General features: G+C 38.1%; 19 protein-coding genes. 7 read left to right on the top strand and 12 right to left on the bottom strand.

Annotated elements, in window-relative coordinates:
* Positions 1-327 precede the first annotated feature (327 nt).
* The 6 genes from AC6CH7_RS21755 to AC6CH7_RS21730 all read right to left on the bottom strand — a co-directional run bounded on the left by AC6CH7_RS21755 (position 328) and on the right by AC6CH7_RS21730 (position 6810).
* The gene (locus AC6CH7_RS21755) at positions 328-2706 is read right to left on the bottom strand and encodes a ribonucleoside-diphosphate reductase subunit alpha (RefSeq protein WP_048907701.1); all 2379 of its coding nucleotides are present in this window, start codon (positions 2704-2706) and stop codon (positions 328-330) included.
* Positions 2707-2812: 106 nt separating this feature from the next.
* Positions 2813-3787 carry a ribonucleoside-diphosphate reductase small subunit gene (locus AC6CH7_RS21750; RefSeq protein ID WP_068893168.1) on the bottom strand — a complete coding sequence of 325 codons (975 nt, stop codon included), beginning with the start codon at positions 3785-3787 and terminating at the stop codon, positions 2813-2815.
* 380 nt (positions 3788-4167) lie between these two features.
* Positions 4168-4602, bottom strand: a complete 435-nt coding sequence (locus tag AC6CH7_RS21745; protein ID WP_498264699.1) for a septal ring lytic transglycosylase RlpA family protein — start codon at positions 4600-4602, stop codon at positions 4168-4170.
* A gap of 109 nt (positions 4603-4711) precedes the next feature.
* Positions 4712-5191 (bottom strand): methionine-R-sulfoxide reductase, encoded by a 480-nt coding sequence (locus AC6CH7_RS21740; RefSeq protein WP_498264698.1) that lies wholly within the window; start codon positions 5189-5191, stop codon positions 4712-4714.
* 136 nt (positions 5192-5327) lie between these two features.
* Entirely contained in the window at positions 5328-6200 is an 873-nt protein-coding gene (gene sucD, locus AC6CH7_RS21735; protein ID WP_048907383.1) for a succinate--CoA ligase subunit alpha, read from the bottom strand.
* 67 nt (positions 6201-6267) lie between these two features.
* Complete coding sequence (locus tag AC6CH7_RS21730; protein WP_498264697.1) at positions 6268-6810, bottom strand: TMEM175 family protein; 543 nt, start codon at positions 6808-6810, stop codon at positions 6268-6270.
* A gap of 127 nt (positions 6811-6937) precedes the next feature.
* On the opposite strand from AC6CH7_RS21730, the gene AC6CH7_RS21725 reads away from it, so the two are divergent.
* A complete protein-coding gene (locus AC6CH7_RS21725; RefSeq protein ID WP_498264696.1) occupies positions 6938-7369 on the top strand; it encodes a hypothetical protein in 432 nt (143 codons plus the stop codon).
* A gap of 5 nt (positions 7370-7374) precedes the next feature.
* Here the strand turns inward: AC6CH7_RS21725 and AC6CH7_RS21720 are convergent, their stop codons facing one another.
* Both AC6CH7_RS21720 and dctA read right to left on the bottom strand, forming a co-directional pair.
* Positions 7375-8199: a 3-keto-disaccharide hydrolase gene (locus tag AC6CH7_RS21720; protein ID WP_498264695.1), complete on the bottom strand. Its 825-nt coding sequence runs from the start codon at positions 8197-8199 to the stop codon at positions 7375-7377.
* A gap of 46 nt (positions 8200-8245) precedes the next feature.
* A complete protein-coding gene (gene dctA / locus AC6CH7_RS21715; protein ID WP_498264694.1) occupies positions 8246-9520 on the bottom strand; it encodes a C4-dicarboxylate transporter DctA in 1275 nt (424 codons plus the stop codon).
* Positions 9521-9565: 45 nt separating this feature from the next.
* On the opposite strand from dctA, the gene AC6CH7_RS21710 reads away from it, so the two are divergent.
* From AC6CH7_RS21710 to AC6CH7_RS21700, 3 genes are all read left to right on the top strand, one after another.
* The gene (locus AC6CH7_RS21710; RefSeq protein ID WP_294875296.1) at positions 9566-9832 is read left to right on the top strand and encodes a hypothetical protein; all 267 of its coding nucleotides are present in this window, start codon (positions 9566-9568) and stop codon (positions 9830-9832) included.
* On the top strand, positions 9833-10405 hold the full coding sequence (locus AC6CH7_RS21705) for a Crp/Fnr family transcriptional regulator (RefSeq protein WP_498264693.1): 573 nt from the start codon (positions 9833-9835) through the stop codon (positions 10403-10405).
* 72 nt (positions 10406-10477) lie between these two features.
* Entirely contained in the window at positions 10478-10912 is a 435-nt protein-coding gene (locus AC6CH7_RS21700; protein WP_498264692.1) for a carboxymuconolactone decarboxylase family protein, read from the top strand.
* Here AC6CH7_RS21700 and AC6CH7_RS21695 read toward each other — a convergent pair whose 3' ends face one another.
* Positions 10913-11539 (bottom strand): gluconate 2-dehydrogenase subunit 3 family protein, encoded by a 627-nt coding sequence (locus AC6CH7_RS21695; protein ID WP_498264691.1) that lies wholly within the window; start codon positions 11537-11539, stop codon positions 10913-10915. It abuts the gene before it with no gap.
* Between the two features lie 16 nt (positions 11540-11555).
* Positions 11556-13292, bottom strand: coding sequence for a GMC family oxidoreductase (locus tag AC6CH7_RS21690; protein WP_498264690.1), 1737 nt, complete (start codon positions 13290-13292; stop codon positions 11556-11558).
* A gap of 268 nt (positions 13293-13560) precedes the next feature.
* Here AC6CH7_RS21690 and AC6CH7_RS21685 point away from each other — a divergent pair, with 268 nt between their 5' ends.
* Positions 13561-14205, top strand: a complete 645-nt coding sequence (locus AC6CH7_RS21685) for a DsbA family oxidoreductase (RefSeq protein ID WP_498264689.1) — start codon at positions 13561-13563, stop codon at positions 14203-14205.
* 79 nt (positions 14206-14284) lie between these two features.
* Here AC6CH7_RS21685 and AC6CH7_RS21680 read toward each other — a convergent pair whose 3' ends face one another.
* Complete coding sequence (locus AC6CH7_RS21680; protein ID WP_498264688.1) at positions 14285-16057, bottom strand: ABC transporter ATP-binding protein; 1773 nt, start codon at positions 16055-16057, stop codon at positions 14285-14287.
* A gap of 3 nt (positions 16058-16060) precedes the next feature.
* The gene (gene truA / locus AC6CH7_RS21675; RefSeq protein WP_498264687.1) at positions 16061-16825 is read right to left on the bottom strand and encodes a tRNA pseudouridine(38-40) synthase TruA; all 765 of its coding nucleotides are present in this window, start codon (positions 16823-16825) and stop codon (positions 16061-16063) included.
* Positions 16826-16914: 89 nt separating this feature from the next.
* Between truA and AC6CH7_RS21670 the strand changes: the two genes are divergently transcribed.
* Positions 16915-17379 (top strand): DUF4293 domain-containing protein, encoded by a 465-nt coding sequence (locus AC6CH7_RS21670; protein WP_498264686.1) that lies wholly within the window; start codon positions 16915-16917, stop codon positions 17377-17379.
* An 84-nt stretch (positions 17380-17463) separates the two neighbouring features.
* Entirely contained in the window at positions 17464-19341 is a 1878-nt protein-coding gene (locus AC6CH7_RS21665) for a DEAD/DEAH box helicase (protein ID WP_498264685.1), read from the top strand.
* Positions 19342-19347: the final 6 nt, after the last annotated feature.

Here is a 19347-nt window from a genome sequence, read left to right as displayed (position 1 = left end):
TTAGACAATAGTCTAACAAAGTCTAAGGTGTGTGTTACCTGTTATTATCTTCTATTTGATTTCGTTATAGTTTATTTAGTTCGTCTTTCTGAGAGCCTAGCCTTAGAAAAAACACAAAAAACGGCAATGACAGCATGATATATCTCTTATCGTCAAGATGACGAAAGTTTTAAATAACCTGTCATTGGTAATTTATTTCAGAACCCCTCACATGACATTAAAAAACTGCTCAAACAAGATCCTGAAATAAATTCAGGATGAGGAAGTACAAAAAAGAGCAGGCACCAAAATACCTGCTCTTTAAATATATCAATTATTAAATAGTTATTAACCTGAACAGCTGATGCAGCCTTCTTCCATCGAGCAAACCGGTCCTTCAACAATCTCTTCGGCGCTTTGTTCAATATGCTCAGGAATTACAGGCTCCATGTTTTTACCTGCCTGGTTCTCTACTGTAAATTTAACAGCTTGAGAAGCTGCTTGAGTACGCAGATAATACATACCCGTTTTCAATCCTTTTTTCCAGGCATAGAAATGCATTGAAGTTAATTTAGAAGTATTTGGTGCATTAATGAATAAGTTTAGAGATTGAGACTGGCAAATGTAAGCACCTCTGTCGGCAGCCATATCAATAATGCTACGCATTTTTATTTCCCAAACTGTTTTGTATAATTCTTTAATGTAGTCAGGAATCTCAGCAATGTCCTGAATAGAACCATTAGCTAAAATAATTCTATCTTTCATAGCCGGAGTCCATAAACCTAAAGCTACAAGGTCTTTTAATAAGTGTTTATTAACAACAATAAACTCACCACTCAATACCCTTCTGGTATAGATATTAGAAGTATATGGCTCAAAACACTCATTGTTACCCAAAATCTGCGAAGTAGAGGCTGTCGGCATTGGAGCAACAAGCAATGAATTGTAAACACCATCTTTAACCACTTTCTCACGCAAAGTTTCCCAATCCCATCTACCACTATCTGGCTTCACATTCCAAAGGTCGAATTGGAATTTACCTTCAGATAAAGGAGATCCTTTAAATGTTTGGTAAGGACCATTTTTAACCGCAAGATCATGAGAAGCAGTCATTGCAGCAAAATAAATTGTTTCAAAGATTTCTTTGTTCAATTCACGCGCACCTTCACTTTCAAAAGGCAAACGCATTAAAATAAACGCATCAGCTAAACCTTGTACACCTAAACCAATTGGCCTGTGGCGCATGTTTGAATTTTTAGCCTCTTCTACCGGATAGTAGTTATAATCGATGATCTTGTTCAGGTTTAAAGTAGCCTGATAAGTAACATCATATAATTTTTGGTGATCAAATTCACCATTAATTACATATCTAGGTAAAGCTAAAGATGCAAGATTACAAACTGCAACTTCATCTTTAGATGTATACTCAATAATTTCTGTACAAAGGTTAGAGCTCTTAATTGTACCCAGGTTTTGCTGATTAGACTTACTGTTCGCAGCATCTTTATACAACAAATAAGGCGTACCTGTTTCAATTTGTGAATCAAGGATAGCAAACCATAATTCCTGAGCTTTGATAGTTTTACGTGCTCTTCCCTCTTTTTCATAACGCTCATATAAAGCATCAAACTCTTCGCCAAAGCAATCAGCTAAGCCTGGTGCTTCATGCGGGCAGAACAAACTCCAGTCGCCATTCTCTTCCACGCGTCTCATGAACAAATCACAAACCCAAAGTGCATAGAACAAATCGCGCGCGCGCAATTCTTCTTTACCATGGTTTTTACGCAAGTCTAAGAAGCTAAATACATCAGCATGCCAAGGCTCTAAATAAATTGCAAAAGCACCTTTACGCTTACCTCCACCTTGATCTACATAACGCGCAGTATCGTTAAATACCTTTAGCATCGGTACAATGCCATTACTTGTTCCGTTAGTACCACCAATATAAGATCCAGTAGCACGAATGTTATGGATACTTAAACCAATGCCACCAGCACTTTGAGAGATCTTAGCTGTTTGTTTCAATGTATCATAAATACCTTCAATACTATCATCCTGCATGGTTAACAAGAAGCACGACGACATTTGAGGCTTAGGAGTAGCGGCATTAAATAAGGTTGGTGTAGCATGTGTAAACCATCGCTCGCTCATCAGGTTATAAGTAGCTATAGCACTTTCAATATCACCTTTATGGATACCCACAGACACGCGCATAAATAAATGCTGAGGACGTTCAACTATCTGTCCGTCTACCTTTAACAGGTAAGATTTTTCGAGTGTTTTAAACCCGAAATAATCAAAACCAAAATCTCTGTCATATATAATTGTGCTGTCAAGCGTGTCAGCATTTTCTTTAATTACTTCCCAAACATCATCAGCAATAAGAGAGGCCGATTTACCTGTTTTAGAGTCAATATAGTTATACAACATCTCCATCGTTTTAGAGAAAGATTTAGTTGTATTCTTATGAAGGTTAGATACAGCAATACGTGAAGCCAGTAAAGCATAATCCGGATGTTTGGTTGTTAAAGAGGCTGCGGTTTCAGCTGCAAGGTTATCCAATTCAGATGTTGTAACCCCATCATATAAACCTTCAATCACCTTCTTGGCTACATCTATCGGATCTACAAGTTCAGCATTAAAACCATAGCATAACTTTTCAATACGGGCAGTTATTTTGTCAAACCTTACCGCTTCCTTGCGGCCATCTCTTTTTATTACAAACATATTTTTCAGGTATTTATAGTGCATATTGGATTTGTGATGAGCAACCCCAGCATCGGCACCGAATTAATTATTTATTTATATTACTTATCGCCTAACCCGATAAGTTTTAAAAATCATCGTCTAAAGAGAAAGCCGCAGCTTTATCTTCTGTAGAGGTCAAAACACCACTTTTCTGGTAATCACCAACTCTTTTTTCAAAGAAATTCGTTTTACCTTGTAATGATATCATCTCCATAAAATCAAATGGGTTGGTTGCATTATAGATCTTAGTATAACCAAGCTCTTGCACCCATCTGTCTGCAACAAACTCAATGTACTGCGACATTAGTTTTGCATTCATTCCAATCAGTGCCACAGGTAAGGCATCTGTAATAAATTCTTTTTCTATTTCTACAGCATCTTTAATGATACCGTGAACTTGTTCTTCAGTAAGCTTATTCTTAAGCATACCATACAACAAACAAGCAAATTCGCAATGTGAACCCTCATCTCTGGAAATCAGCTCATTACTGAATGTTAAACCTGGCATTAGACCACGTTTCTTTAACCAGAATATAGAGCAGAAACTTCCGCTAAAGAAGATACCTTCAACAGCCGCAAAAGCTACCAGACGTTCAGCAAAATTACCGCCTTCTATCCAGCGTAATGCCCATTCCGCTTTTCTCTTAACACAAGGAACGGTCTCTATTGCGTGGAACAATCTATCCTTTTCATCAGGATCTTTTATATAAGTATCAATTAGCAATGCATAAGTTTCTGAGTGGATGTTTTCCATCATGATCTGGAACCCGTAAAAGCAACGCGCTTCAGGCAACTGAACTTCACTCATGAAATTTACTGCAAGGTTTTCGTTTACAATACCATCACTGGCAGAGAAGAAAGCCAAAATATGAGAAATAAAATGTCTCTCTCCGTCATTTAGGTTATCCCAATGTTTCTGGTCATCAGAAAGATCAATTTCTTCTGCCGTCCAAAAACTAGCCTCACTCTTTTTATACATCTCCCAAATTGCCGGATATTTAATCGGTAAAAGAACAAAACGGTCTTTGTTTTCTTTTAATAATACTTCTTCTTCTTGCATAAGCCTTTGTTTAACGTAGTGAATGATTGAACTATGAAAAACCCTTAATAAACGCTAACAGTCGACAAAACCATACTTAATTTAAAGATTTTAAAAGACTTGAATTTCTCTGACAACCTTAATCAACTAAATATTAAACCTTTAACTGAAAATCTACGTGTGATTTATTAAAGAATTTTACTTAAACAAATATAAAGTATGAGGCCTTTTTTGCAGAACAAAGTTGTTAACACGTTGTTAGATTTGGCTGATTAAAAGATCAGATTTCAGTCATAATCAACCACCAAAAAAGCTAATTATTTCTTTTTAAGGGGATAGTAAAAACTTTTGAATGTTAATAATTTAAAAAAGCTGACTTTATATCCCCTAAAGTTTAAAAATTACTCGGTATCCGGCAGATAGCTAATTTCAAGTTTAGCAACCCCTTTTCCATAGAACCCAAGCTCTTTTGCAGCACCTTCAGAAAGGTCTATTTTGAATTTTCTGGAATGTGGACCTCTGTCATTTATTTCCACATCCACAGATCTACCATTTGCTGGATTAGTAACTGTTACAATTGTCCCAAATGGTAAGGACATGTGAGCAGCAGTCATTTTTTTACCCCGATACCTTACACCGCTTGTAGTTCTTCGTCCTTCAAACTTCTTTGCGTAATATGTAGCGTAAACGGTTTTAGAGATTAATTTAGAAGATAGATTGGATGACGATTTTGCTGTTGCTTCAGGGGCCGATTCTGATGTCGTTCCGTCTAAAGTACCCTGGGAAAAACCCATAAAAGAAATCAGCATACCGCATAACAATAAACAATACTTCATATTTACTATAGTTGGTGAACGTGCAAACATAAGTAAACTAAACACTTATAAACAAGTAATGCCCGACAAGTTATCATCGGGCATTATACTTATGTCATTCCAAAAGATTTTATTTCTTATCGGGCACAAAACTCATAGAAATCGAGTTCACACAGTTGCGAGTATTTTTAGATGTGAAGCCTTCTCCCAAAAACACATGACCCAAATGTGCTTTACAATTCGCACATACAATTTCGGTACGTTGTCCGTCTGCATCAGGCACCCTTAACACTGCCCCTTTTATTTCATCATCAAAACTTGGCCATCCACAATGCGATTCAAATTTTGATTCTGAGCGATACAATTGGGCATTACATCGTCTGCAGACATAAGTTCCTTTTTCTTTGTTATTCAACAACGCACCGGTTCCGGGATATTCAGTACCCTTACGTACTATTACATCCTCTTCTTCTTTAGTTAATTTATTCCACTCCATATTATTGGTTGTTTTTTTGACTTCTTCTTTTTTTGGCTTTTGGGCACAGGCTAGAAAACCAGTTATCACTAACAAGCCCGCTAGCATAAATGTTTTATTGATTAAAGCTTTCATTTGCGTATTATTTAATACAAGGTACGAACTAAAGCCTCCTGCGGTTTCATAATTGAAGTAATAATAATGTCAGTTATAAAAAAAGCTCCGATGAATGATATCACCAGAGCCTTTGCATTATACAAGAAGATCTTTATTATTTCTTTAACAAGGCAGCCATAGCTTCACCGATTTCAGCAGGGCTTGCCACAACGTGAATACCGCATTCTGCCATGATTTTCATTTTTGCTGCAGCAGTATCATCCGCACCACCAACAATTGCACCAGCATGCCCCATTCTACGCCCAGCAGGAGCAGTTTGACCAGCAATAAAGCCTACAACAGGTTTTGTGCCATTTTCTTTAATCCAGCGGGCTGCTTCAGCTTCCATACCACCACCAATTTCACCAATCATGATGATACCTTCAGTTTCCGGATCGTTCATCAACAACTCAACCGCTTCTTTAGTAGTAGTACCAATGATAGGATCACCACCAATACCAATAGCAGTAGTAATACCTAAACCTGCTTTTACTACCTGATCAACAGCTTCGTAAGTTAACGTACCAGATTTAGAAACTACACCAACAGTACCTTTTTTAAAGATGAAACCTGGCATAATACCAATCTTAGCCTCGTCAGCAGTGATAACACCTGGACAGTTCGGACCGATTAAACGACAGTCTCTATCAGAAATATATTCTTTAACCTGAATCATATCCTTAGTAGGAATACCTTCAGTAATACAAACAATAACTTTAATACCTGCTTCTGCAGCTTCCATAATAGCATCTGCAGCAAACGCAGGGGGAACAAATATAATAGATACATTAGCACCGGCCTTATCAACCGCATCCTTTACAGTATTAAATACTGGTTTATCTAAATGAGTTTGGCCACCTTTACCTGGTGTAACACCGCCAACAACGTTCGTTCCGTACTCAATCATTTGAGAAGCATGATAAGTACCCTCATTTCCTGTAAAGCCTTGAACAATAACTTTTGAATCCTTATTTACTAAAACACTCATGTATCTTTATTTTTTTGTGCAAACTTAGATAAAATAGTTTTCAATTACAATTTTATCCGCCTCTCCATTAAGCTATCTTTTTTTCCACTCTTCTTTCAGGTATAAACCAGATTATTGCAATAAAAATATAACATGCTATACCTACCTGCGGGGTTATAAAACTGCCTCCGATTGCAACTACATAAGTTAAGCGGGAAATAGTGTCTTTTATGGTTGCGCCAAATGTATTCGCAAACTCAGAATCTGGCCCATGTAACTTTTTCAATGTACTTTCCAGAATAAAATAAGCCATGGCTGCCATAAACATTATACAACCATAAATTACCACTGGCCAGGTTTCATAATGTTTCTCTCCCATCCATGCGGTAGCAAAGGGGAACAGTGAGAGCCAGAAAAGCAGATGCAGGTTAGCCCACAATACCTTTCCATCAACCTTTTTAGCCAGCTGCATCATATAATGATGGTTGTTCCAATAGATACCAACAAAGATAAAGCTGAGCACATAACTCATAAAAACAGGAATGAGTGGCGTTAATGCCTGCAAAGAACTTCCATGGGGGACCTTCAGTTCCAAAACCATAATGGTGATAATGATAGCTAAAAACACCATCACGAAATGCTTCTAATCTGCTCTTATTCATAAATTAAAGATAAATTAATTCAATATTTTTTCAAACTACGCCCAAATACTCATTTATTTGTAAGGCTAAGATTAACCTTATCGCAAAAAACACAATATGAAACCGCTTAAAATTTATTTTAAAATTCTGCAAACAGGAAATGGAAAATACCTCAAAACCAAAAGTGAGGTAAACAATCTTATTGTTGATGTGATTGACAGAAACCCGACTAAATCATCATCTGCAATAAGGGAAATAGCTATCGAGGACTTTAAAAATAATGATAAAGCTCAAAAAGTATTATGTACAAGCGCACGCTTCTTTATTCAAAGCATTTCTGATATTGAAGTTGCCATCACTTTCCTACCACAGGAAAAATTAGTACAGGAACAATTTTACACACAATGGAGATATGTTCAAAAATCTGAACCTTACAGGCTTATACAGTATTTAGATGAAAGCAGACTTGTAGCATACAGCGAAAAAACAAAAGTGCTGCATACCGTAAAGCTCGACAAAGATGTTTCTGTAATAGTTGAAGAAGAATAACTTCTTTAATTCTTAGCAGGTCTCTTTACACGAGACAAGTCTTTTATTTCGATGTTTTTAAAGTCAACAGGCTGACCTTCGCTTTGCAGCGCGATAAAGCCGCTGCTTAATAATTTGCCATCTATTTTGATTTTAGGGTCATATCCATTTGCTACGCCTCCGCCGATCTGGGGTTTAGAGTATTGCAATACTGTATCGCCATTAATAACATGGGTGATTAAAGAATCGCCAAGAACAATCAACTCTCCCCGTACCCACTGATCGCCGTCATAGGTTTTTGACGTAGAGTTTAAGCAGTGTGAATCTGCTATTTTGCCTTTATAAACCACATTGGTTCCCGGCGAGCACATATTACCCGTAGGTCTTGGATTTCCATCACCCAGGCCGGCAAGAAGTTGCATCTCGATAGAGATTGGCCAGTCCTGCTCCTTTAACATTGTTCTCGGATCCTGCGAATGAAACATTACACCGCTATTTAACAAAGTATAATCAGGGGCTCCTTTTTGCAGTTTTCCTACAAAACGATATTCAAATTTCAAGTGATAGTAGGAGAAGGGTGTTTTATAATACAGGTGTGCAAACTGATCATTAAAATCTCCATATTGATCATATCGTACCTTAATAATACCATCTTCAACCCTAAAAGTATTTCCAAAATTCACACCAAATTCATGATGATGCACCTTTACAAACCAATCCTTAATGTCTTTACCATTAAACAAAGGAACCCAACCTTTTTTGTCATCAGATTGGTTTGAGCTTTGCTTAATCCCTCCGCAGCCGGCAAAGATAAGGCAAGAAATCAGGGCTATAAATGTGTATTTTTTCATATTGTGTGTGGTTTTTATTTAGTTGGAGGCAAAATACAATAAAAAATTAAATATCCGATTCCTCCATACTTTCAATGGAAGCAGGTTGAATCGCAAGCTTATATTTCTCTTCATCAAATTCGTTTTCGCTTTTGGCAATTACAATCGTTGCAATTCCATTTCCAATCATATTTGTTATAGCCCTGGCCTCAGACATAAATCTATCTACTCCTATTAAAATCCCAATATGTTCAACCGGCATTAGTTTCAAAGCGGTTAAGGTAGACACTAATACAATAAACCCACTGCCAGTAACCCCGGCAGCTCCTTTTGATGTGACCATCAAAACAGCAAGCACACCTAACTGTTCTCCTATGGAAAGATCTACATTAAAGACCTGACACAAAAATATAACTGCCATAGAAAGATAAATTGCTGTTCCATCCAGATTAAAGGAATAACCGGTAGGTATAACCAAACCAACAACAGACTTATCGCAACCAATGGCTTCCATTTTCTTCATCATACTAGGTAAAACAGATTCAGACGAGGAAGTACCCAAAACAATCAAAATCTCCTGTCGGATATATTTCAAATACTGCAATAAGCTAAATTTATAAAACCTGCAGATGGTGTTTAACACTACAAAAATGAATAAGAAGCAGGTTAGGTAAACTGCCCCCATTAGTTTCGCCATGGGCAACAACGTGTTTAACCCATAGGTACCTATGCTAAATGCCATCCCTCCAAAGGCACCCAAAGGAGCAAGCCGCATCACTATCTTCATAATATTAAAAAACACCTTTGCCATTTTATCAAAAAAACTAAGCAATGGCTGGCCACTTTCGCCAAGCTTGTTCAAACCATAACCAAATAAAATGGCAAAAAAGAGTATCTGTAAAATATCTCCTTTGCTAAAGGCCTCAAAAACATTATGAGGTATTATGTTGGCAAAAAATTCTAACCAATTAATTTTACCGGCTTGTTCAGTATATGCTTTTATTTTACTCACATCTCCTGTTGCAGGATGAACGCCGATTCCTGGCTTTAATAAATTGGCAACCACCATTCCAATTAAAATGGCTACAGTAGTTACTACCTCAAAATACAAAAGGGCTTTTCCTCCAACACGCCCCACTTTCTTCATATCGCCCATATGGGCTATCCCCAGAACTATTGTTAAAAATATGATGGGGGCAATGAGCATACTAATCATTTTAATAAAACTGTGGCTTATAAGTTCAGCATGTGGTGCGAAACCCGGGAAAAAAGTACCGACAATAATGCCCAAAGCGATAGCCACTAAAACCTGAAAAGTAAGATTTGAAAGGATAGATTTCATTATACTATAATAGTAAAATTTTGTTTAATGTATTAGCTTTATGGCATGGAAAGCGAAAACAAAAATCCTTACGTACAGTTCAACGATAAAATCCTAAAGGATTGGAAAGACAATGGAGTAAAATACATCAAGCTTGTTGAGCTGGAAACTGACCTTACTGTTAAATTCTTCGAGCTTATTCCCGATTCTGAGATTCCTGATTCTGGTGAAACCATATATCACATAGAATCAGACGATATCACCGAACTTTTAGAACCGGTAGCTAAAGTGAAGTTTTTAGTACACGAAATCTATCTTGAAGAGGAGGAGTAAATGTATCCTACACTTTTAACACACATTAAAAGATATGTAAAGCTTGAGTTACATGAAGAGCAATTGTTATGCGACAGCATCGAGCTTAAAATCCTTAAAAAGAAAGAGTATCTTCTGGAAGCAGGTAAATTATGCAAGGGAGATTATTTTATTATCAAGGGCTGTTTAAGGCAATTTTACATTAATAAAAAACTGAACGAACAGATTGTAAACTTCGGTCTGGAAAACTGGTGGATAGCAGATCAGGATAGCCTGCTGAATAAACGACCATCTACAACCAATATCCAGGCTATAGAAGCCTCAGAACTTTTGTTTCTGAGTGAAAAGAATAAAACAGTCTTGTTCGAAAAAATACCTCGATTGGAAAGTTACTTCCGCATAATGATGCAAAAAGCATTTGTTGCCTCGCAACGTCGGATAGGTTATATTTTTAACCAAACTGAAGAAGAACGTTACAGACATTTCTCAAGTTTATTCCCTGATTTCATGCAACGTGTGCCACAATACATGCTAGCTTCTTATCTAGGCTTTACTCCGCAATTTCTTAGTCGCTTAAGGGCTAAAAAGCATTAAGCTTTCTTAACTACAGTTCATTTTTCCGAGGCGCTTTATTGCTCAACTTTGGGACAACAAAAACAAATAGGTATGAGTAATAGAATTAGAATTAACCAGGTAGAACCGGCGGCTTACAAAGCAATGTTGCCTTTTGATAACTATGTGGAACAAAGCAATCTTACCACTAAACACAAAGATCTCATCAAAATAAGAGCCTCACAAATTAATGGATGTGCTTACTGTATCGATCTGCACACCCGCGATGCACGCAAAGCGGGTGAAACAGAACAAAGAATTTATGCTCTTAATGCATGGAGAGAAACTCCATTTTTTGATGAGCAAGAGCGTGCCTTGTTAGCACTTACAGAAGAAATAACCTTCATTAGCAATAAAGTATCTAATGAAACTTACAATAATGCTGCTGCACTTTTTGACCATGTTTACCTTGCTCAGATAATCATGGCCATAATTAGTATCAATGCGTGGAATAGAATTGGGATCAGCACCGGAATGGAGCCGAAATAACTACACCCCCTCCATACCGTATTGCTTCAGCACATCTGCCGGCACACCTTCCCACCGGTTAGGTACATTGCCAACATAACCGAGGTCCTTAACACCGATCTCGGTTGTAAAAAATCCTGAAGCAGTAAGGTCACGCATCAAGCTAAAGAAAGCAACGCCTTGCTGCATTCCTGGTTTTACTTTCTTTGGATATGCAATATCATCAACCATCTCAATTTGCTGAGTTGATGATGCGTCTTTAAAAGTTTTCTGATAGCGGTTTAAACATTGCAGATCAAGCCACTTTAGTCCACCACGCATCGGAGTTTGATGTCCTGGCATATCCTTAACAATAAACTCAATAAAATCAGGCACTTTGGCATCCGAAGCACTTCCTGATTTGTCATCCTTAGGAATAATAATATCCGCTAAAAGCGTTATTGTTGCCATTTCATGTTCTGTAAAGAACTTCCATGAATTTAATTTCTTATCACGTTCTACTTCAAACTCCTGTCTTCCAGGCTGAGCTTCGCCATCAGCCCCTTTGGCAACAACTTCCGGTTCTTTTCCCGGCTTACAGGCTTCAAGCACCACCCCTGCACTAATTGCAGTAAGGCCCAAAGCTTTTAATGAATCACGTCTGTTCATATATATTGATTTGAGATCAGCTAATGTTTAAATTTTTCTTTTGTTCTAAAATATACTCTGCAGTACGCATAGAAAGGGCAAGAATTGTCCAGGTAGCATTTTTATCGCCTTGTTGTACAAAAGGAGCAGCATCTACTACAAAAAGATTTTTACAATCATGAGCCTGGCACCATCTGTTTAATGCAGATTTTTTAGGATCATCACCCATTCTTACTGTACCAACCTCGTGGATAATCTTTCCGGGTGCTTCTAATCCGTAGTTTGTTTCCGCACCAGGAGGCTCAGAGGCAACAGCCCCCATTGCATGCATAATTTCCTTAAAGGTTTCCTGCATGTGTTTGGCTTGTTTTACCTCTTCGGGAGCCCATTTATAGTTAAATCTAAGTACAGGTATTCCATATTTATCTACTACACTTGGGTCTATTTCGCAATAGTTACTTTCTCTAGCGATAGCGGTTCCCCTGCCTGCCATCCAAACTCCGGTTCCATAAAAACGCCTGTAGTCATCCTTCAATCCAGCACCATATCCGCCTGCTTCTTTCATTTTACCATCTCTGCCAGGTATAGACCCATTCATTCCCTCTATGCCCGAGCCAAATCCATAACCAGGCATATCAAGTCCACCGCCATATTCTATGTGATAGCCTCTGGGGAAATCAAGTTTTTTATTATCAAGCCACCATGGAGAATAGATATGTATACTCCCTGCACCATCTTCATTATATCTTTTACGATCTACCAACTGAGGCAAATACCCCCCCATACTAGCTCCGGTAGAATCATGCAGGTATTTACCAACTATTCCACTGCTATTTGCCAATCCATCCGGATGGGCAGCAGATTTAGAGTTAAGTAACAATCTTGCCGACTCACAGGCACTGGCCCCCAGAATAACGGTTTTGCCGTTTACCTGGTATTCTTGCATATCCTTTGTATTTACATAAGATACTCCCGTTGCTTTTCCACTCTTATCAGTTAACACCTCTCTTACCATCGCATTGGTAATAACAGTTAGATTTCCTGTTTTTACTGCCGGAATCACCAGGCAAGATGATGATGAAAAGTCGGCATAAACTTTACATGATCTTCCGCACTGACCGCAATAAAAGCATTGCCCTCGATCTTTATTGTCTTTTAATCCTTCTGTAAGCACAGAACCTCTGCCAGGAATTACAGTTACCCCAACTTTCTGTGCCGCTTTCTTTATAAATAACTCGTTAAGCCTCGGTTTCGGAGGTGCCATAAATATCCCATCGGGTTCACTTTCTATGCCTTCTACTGTACCATAAAGACCAATCATCCTATCTACTTTATCGTAAAAAGGTTTTAGCTCCTGGTAAGTAATAGGCCAGGGATCGGTAAGTCCATCTTTAGGTTTAAAATCATCCGGTCCCATTCTCAAAGAGATACGACCCCAGTGATTTGTTCTTCCACCAAGCATTCTGGAACGAAACCAGGCAAACTCCGAATTATTCTTCTGAGTATACGGTTCTCCATCTAGTTCCCATCCGCCATAAGCAGCATCAAAATCACCAAAATGTCGGGTAGTACCCGCTCCCCTTCTTGGCGACTCCCATGGCCATTTCAGTTGTTGAGAGTCTATTCTCGGATCAAAATAAGCACCAGCTTCCAGCATTAAAACTTTCAAACCTGCATTGGCAAGTACATATCCGGTCATACCTCCTCCGGCACCTGATCCTACAATGACAGCATCATATTCGACGCCCGATTTCTTGATTTCAAATTCGCTCATTTATAATCTGATTTTTTTTTAAAATAACGATTTACGGAGCATTTTATTCCTAAAACCACTGTCTGTAACAACAATAATGGCTTAGGCTAAAATAAGCACTTAATAATAAGTAATATACAAATTTTAACAATCCACAGAAAAATTAGAACTTATTTATAACCACTCTAATTAAAGTCCATCATAGATCATCGAGCTAACATTAATCATACAAAACTCATAATTAACAACATAACTTTATAAATAAATCCATATGTCTAAATTTGCTTTAATGAAAGTAGATATTTGGTCGGACGTGCGTTGCCCGTTCTGTTATATAGGAAAAAGAAAATTTGAGGCTGCTCTGGAACAATTTGAGCATAAGGATAACGTTGAAGTTGAATGGCATAGCTACGAGCTTGATCCACATGCTGAAACTGCTCCGGAAATTAGCGCTTATGATCACCTTGCCAACAGATATGGCAGGTCAAGAGAGTGGGCTATAGAAACTCATGAACATGTAACAGAAACCGCTGCAGCAGTTGGTTTAGATTTCAATTTTGACATCTCGGTTGTAGCAAATTCTTTTGATGCCCACAGATTAATTCAACTGGCTAAGTCAATGGGACGGGGTGATGAAGCTGAAGAGCAATTATTTAAAGCCCATTTTACAGATGGCATTAATATAAGTGATCATCAATCACTAATTGAAATAGGCGAAAAGATTGGTCTCGACAAATTCTCTGTACAAACCATGCTGAACAGCACCGATTTTACAGACGAAGTAAGATATGATGAAAATGCAGCCCAAACCATCGGGATTAAAGGGGTTCCTTTTTTTATATTTAATCAGAAACTAGCTGTATCAGGAGCACAATCACCGGAAACATTTTTAGGTGCATTGAATCAGGCATTTCAAAATAATACCGAAAAATAAGCATTCTCTTCGAAGACATACAGATTTTTCCATTCAAAAATCTGAGGAGGAGAAGAATTAAGATTTTTTTCCTCTCGTTTTAAACTGAAGTAGAAATGCCGGTAGAGTTAAATTGCAAATCGTACAATTTCTTGTAGTATCCGTCAAGTTTAAGTAATTGCTGATGTGTTCCCATTTCCTTGATCTCGCCCTTCTCCAATACAAGAATTTTATCTGCTTTCTGTATCGTTGACAGGCGGTGTGCAATAACAATCGAAGTACGTCCCTTCATTAAGTTCTCAATAGCACGCTGAATAAGCATTTCCGTTTCCGTATCTACAGAGGATGTAGCCTCATCAAGCACAAGAATTGCGGGATTGTAAACCAACGCTCTGATAAAGGAAATCAATTGTGCCTGCCCTGCCGATAATGTTGCGCCGCGCTCCATCACATTGTACTGATAGCCCCCAGGCAATCGCTCAATAAAATCATGAGCCCCTACTTTTTTTGCGGCATCAACAACCTCTTCCATAGTAATCGCATCATTATTGAGCGTTATATTATTAAAAATGGTATCCGAAAAGAGGAAAACGTCTTGCAACACAGTCGCAATTTTATTCCTTAAATAACTTAATTCATAATCCTGTATCCTTGTTCCATCCACTTTAATCTCTCCTTTTTGAATTTCGTAAAAGCGGTTCAAGATATTTATTGTCGAGGATTTCCCGGCACCAGTTGCCCCAACAAGGGCAACTGTTTTACCTGCTTCAACTTCAAAGGATATATCTTTCAATACATAATTCTCATCATTATATGCAAACCAAACCTTTTCAAAGGAAATATTACCTTTCATGATTTCAGGAGCATAAGTACCTTTATCCTCTGTAACCTCATTCGTGTCCAAAACCTTAAATACACGTTCGGCACCAACCATCCCCATTTGCAGGGTATTAAACTTATCCGCGAGCTCACGGATTGGTCTGAAAAGCATACCGATGTACATAATGAACTCGGTAATAATACCCGGCTTAATTGTTGGATTGCTAAGAATTGTTCTGGCTCCATACCATACTAACAAACCGAGCGACATAGCAGAAATAATTTCCACTACTGGAAAAAATATAGAATAATACCAATTAGAGCGGATGTTTGCATCGCGATAGCGACCATTAATTTTCAAAAACTTATTATATTCCTGTTTCTCCCTGGCAAAATATTGAATAATTGAAACCCCGGTAATATGTTCTTGTAGGTAGGTATTCAAGTTAGATACTTCCGTTCTGATTTCTTGAAAGGCAGACTTGATTGCTTTCTGAAAAATTGAAGTAGCAATAATAAGTAAGGGCATTGGCAACAAAACCACAAGTGTTAAGGCCCAATCTTCATATATCATCACGCCTATAATCACAATCACCATTAAAATATCTCCTATAATTACAATTAAACCTTCCGAGAAAATCTCGGCAATGGTTTCGAGATCCGAAACTGTCCGGGTAATTAACTGACCAATAGGTGTATTGTCAAAGTACTTCAATCGCAATTTGGTAATATGATTAAACACATTTATCCTTAAGTCCCGAATTGCCGACTGCCCCAGCGTATTTGTAAGTAGGGTATGACTATACTGTACCCCGGTTTGAACAACAAGCAGGATAAGCATTAGTATGGTCATATTTAGTAAGCCGCTGTAATCTCCCGTAACAATATGATGATCCAGTGTGTACCCAATAAGAATTGGTCTTAATGGAGCAAGTACGGCAAGGAGTATAGTAAGGATTACCGAAATTATAAAGATGCGCTGATACGGTTTTACATATTGAAAAACCCTTTTCAACAACCCTACATTCATTACATCACCGGTTATTTTAGACATATTTTATTTTACAAAGGGGTAGATTACGCTTACAAGATACAAACCACATGCAGGTACTGATTGTCCTGCATTCCTTCTGTTCTTGCTTTCTATTATTTCTTTAAACTGTTCCAGGTTAATTTCATTTTTACCAATCCGCACCAAGGTACCAACAATTGCGCGAACCATATTTCTTAAAAAGCGATCTGCTCTGATGGTAAACAATAAAGAATCATCCTTTACCTGAAAATGTGCTTCGGTAATTTTACAATTATTGGTAAATGTTTGAGTATTAGATTTACTGAAACAAGAAAAATCTGTATGTTTCAACAAAATTTCTGCAGCCTCATTCATTGCTGCAACATCAAGATCTCCTTTATATAGCCACGACCTATCTAGCTTAAATGGATCTTTATGAAAATGTATATGATAATGATAAGCTCTTTCTGTTGCACCAAAACGTGCATGGGCCGTATTTTCAACCTCAAAAATACGTTTCACTGATATTTGGTATGGCAATAGAGAATTTATACCCGTAACAGTACGCTCAAAATTTAATGGTTTAACCTCATTCGTTTCGCCGTCTTTTGCAATATCAAAGTGCGCATAAAACTGGGTAGCATGCACACCAGCATCTGTCCGTCCGCAGCCAAGTGTAATTATAGGTTGCCTAAAATATGTAGACAGCGCCTTGTCCAGACATTCCTGTACAGTAACGGCATTAGGCTGTACTTGCCAGCCATGATAACTTGTTCCGTTGTACGACAATTCAATAAAATACCGTTGCATATTCAATTGTACAAAATTATCTTTTTAATCGGATATCGGATTGGTTACTATTTGCCTTTTAATATATTTGTTGAAATTATTGAACTGATATGATACAACGCATACAATCTATATGGCTGCTTTTAGCTGCACTCACCTTAATCTGTCTGTTTTTCATTCCTTTAATAACTAAAAGCGTGAATAACACAGAATATCTTTTATATCTAGATGGTCAACAACAATCAATTAAGGAGGCAAATGACACCACTACCGATATCACCCCCTTGGGAGCAATGATCATAAATGGAATTGCAGTATTAGTGTGCCTTATTTGTATTTTTCAGTTTAAAAATCGCGCTATGCAAAAACGACTGATCATGATCAATATCGTACTGATCGTCGTGACAGCCATTTTATCAGCTTTAAATGCTTCACTTTTACCAGGAGGAATAAACGGCTCGTCTATCCATTTCGGCTCTTCGTTATTCGTTCTGGCAATAATATTTTGTCTACTTTCAATACGCGGAATCCGCAAAGACGAACAATTATTAAGGTCGGCCGACAGACTAAGATAATTAATTAGCTCATTTTTATTTAGTTACGCATCTGTAAAATACCAAATATTAAGCTTACCTTTGCGGCTTAATAAATTATTATACATGATAAACCCATTTAGTAAATTGGGGATAAGTGATGACGTTGTTAATGCTGTAAAGGATTTAGGTTTCGAAAATCCAACACCTATTCAGGAACAAAGTATTCCTGTGCTGTTAGAGGGCAATAACGATTTTGTTGGTTTGGCCCAAACAGGAACAGGAAAAACAGCCGCATTTGGTTTGCCGCTGTTAGAATTGATAGACTTTAAAAGCAATAAGCCTCAGGCATTGATTTTATGCCCTACAAGAGAGCTTTGCTTGCAGATTACCAGCGACATCAAGAATTTCTCAAAAAACATCTCTGGTGCTAATGTAGTTGCCGTTTACGGTGGCGCAAACATTATGCAACAGTTGCGTGAAATTAGAAACGGTGTACAAATTGTAGTGGCTACACCCGGCCGTATGTTGGACATTATTGGCCGTAAGGCTATAGATTTCAGTAATGTGAAATTTGTAGTTTTAGATGAGGCTGATGAAATGTTAAACATGGGCTTCCAGGAAGACATCAACGACATCTTGTCAACAACTCCTGACGACAAAAAAACATGGTTATTCTCTGCAACTATGCCTCCAGAGGTTAGAAGAATAGCTAAAAATTACATGGACCAGCCGGTTGAGCTAACCATGGGAACAAAAAACACCGGTAATGTAAACATTGAACACGAATACTATATCGTTCGTGCAAGAGATAAATACGCTGCCTTAAAACGTATTGTAGATTTTAATCCTGAAATTTTTGCAGTAGTATTCTGCAAAACCAAATTGGATACTCAAGACGTTGCTGAACACTTAATTAAAGATGGCTACAATGCCGATGCATTGCATGGAGATCTTTCTCAGCAACAACGTGATAAAGTTATGCAACGTTTCCGCGATCGTAACATGCAGTTGCTTATTGCTACTGACGTTGCTGCACGTGGTATCGATGTAAATAATGTTACTCACGTAATCAATTACTCTTTACCTGACGAAATTGAAAGTTATACTCACCGTAGTGGCCGTACTGGTCGCGCAGGTAAAACAGGTATTTCAATCTGTATCGTTAACTCTAAAGAGATTGGTAAAATCCGTCAAATTGAAAGAATCATCGGTAAACAGTTTACTAAAGCTGAACTACCTACGGGTTTTGATGTTTGCGAAAAACAATTATTTGCTTTAGTACACAAAGTTCACAATGTTGAAGTTAACGAAAACCAAATCGAGCAGTACATGCCTCGTATTATGGATGAGTTTGCCGAACTAAGCAAAGATGAGGTAATTAAACGTTTTGCGTCTTTAGAGTTTAACCGCTTTTTAGAGTATTACAAAAATGCACCTGATCTTAATTCATCTGCTGATGACAGAGGTGAGCGCGGCGAACGTGGTGAGCGAGGAGAAAGAAGTCACAGAGGTAGCGAAGGTTACACTCGTTTATTTATAAACCTGGGTTCTGTTGATGATTTTACAAGAGGTGATCTATTATCTTTTGTATGTAACAACGGTAAAATTAGCGGAAAAAGCATTGGTAAAATCGACCTAAAAGGTGTTTATTCATTCTTTGAAGTTGAAAATGCAACTGTTGAGTCTTTATTCAACAACTTTAAAGGAGTTGAATTTAACAACCGTGGTGTAAGGATTGAAAAAACTGCCGATGGTGATGGTGGCGGCCGTAGTCGTGGTGGTTCAGGCGGTGGCAGACGTGAAGGCGGAAGCTATGGCGGCGGAAGACGCGAAGGCGGAGGAGAGAGAAGAAGCTACAGCGGTGGCGGTGGTGGAAGACGTGAAGGCGGAAACAGCAGCGGTGGCGGTGGTGGTTTCAGAGATTTCTCTGGAAGAAGCCGTGAAGACAGGGGCGGAAGTGGAAGACGCGAAGGCGGAAATGACAGAAAACGCAGATCTTAATTACAG

It is taken from the genome of Pedobacter sp. GQ55 (assembly GCF_059758925.1).
This window is presented reverse-complemented; position numbering and strand designations above follow the sequence as displayed.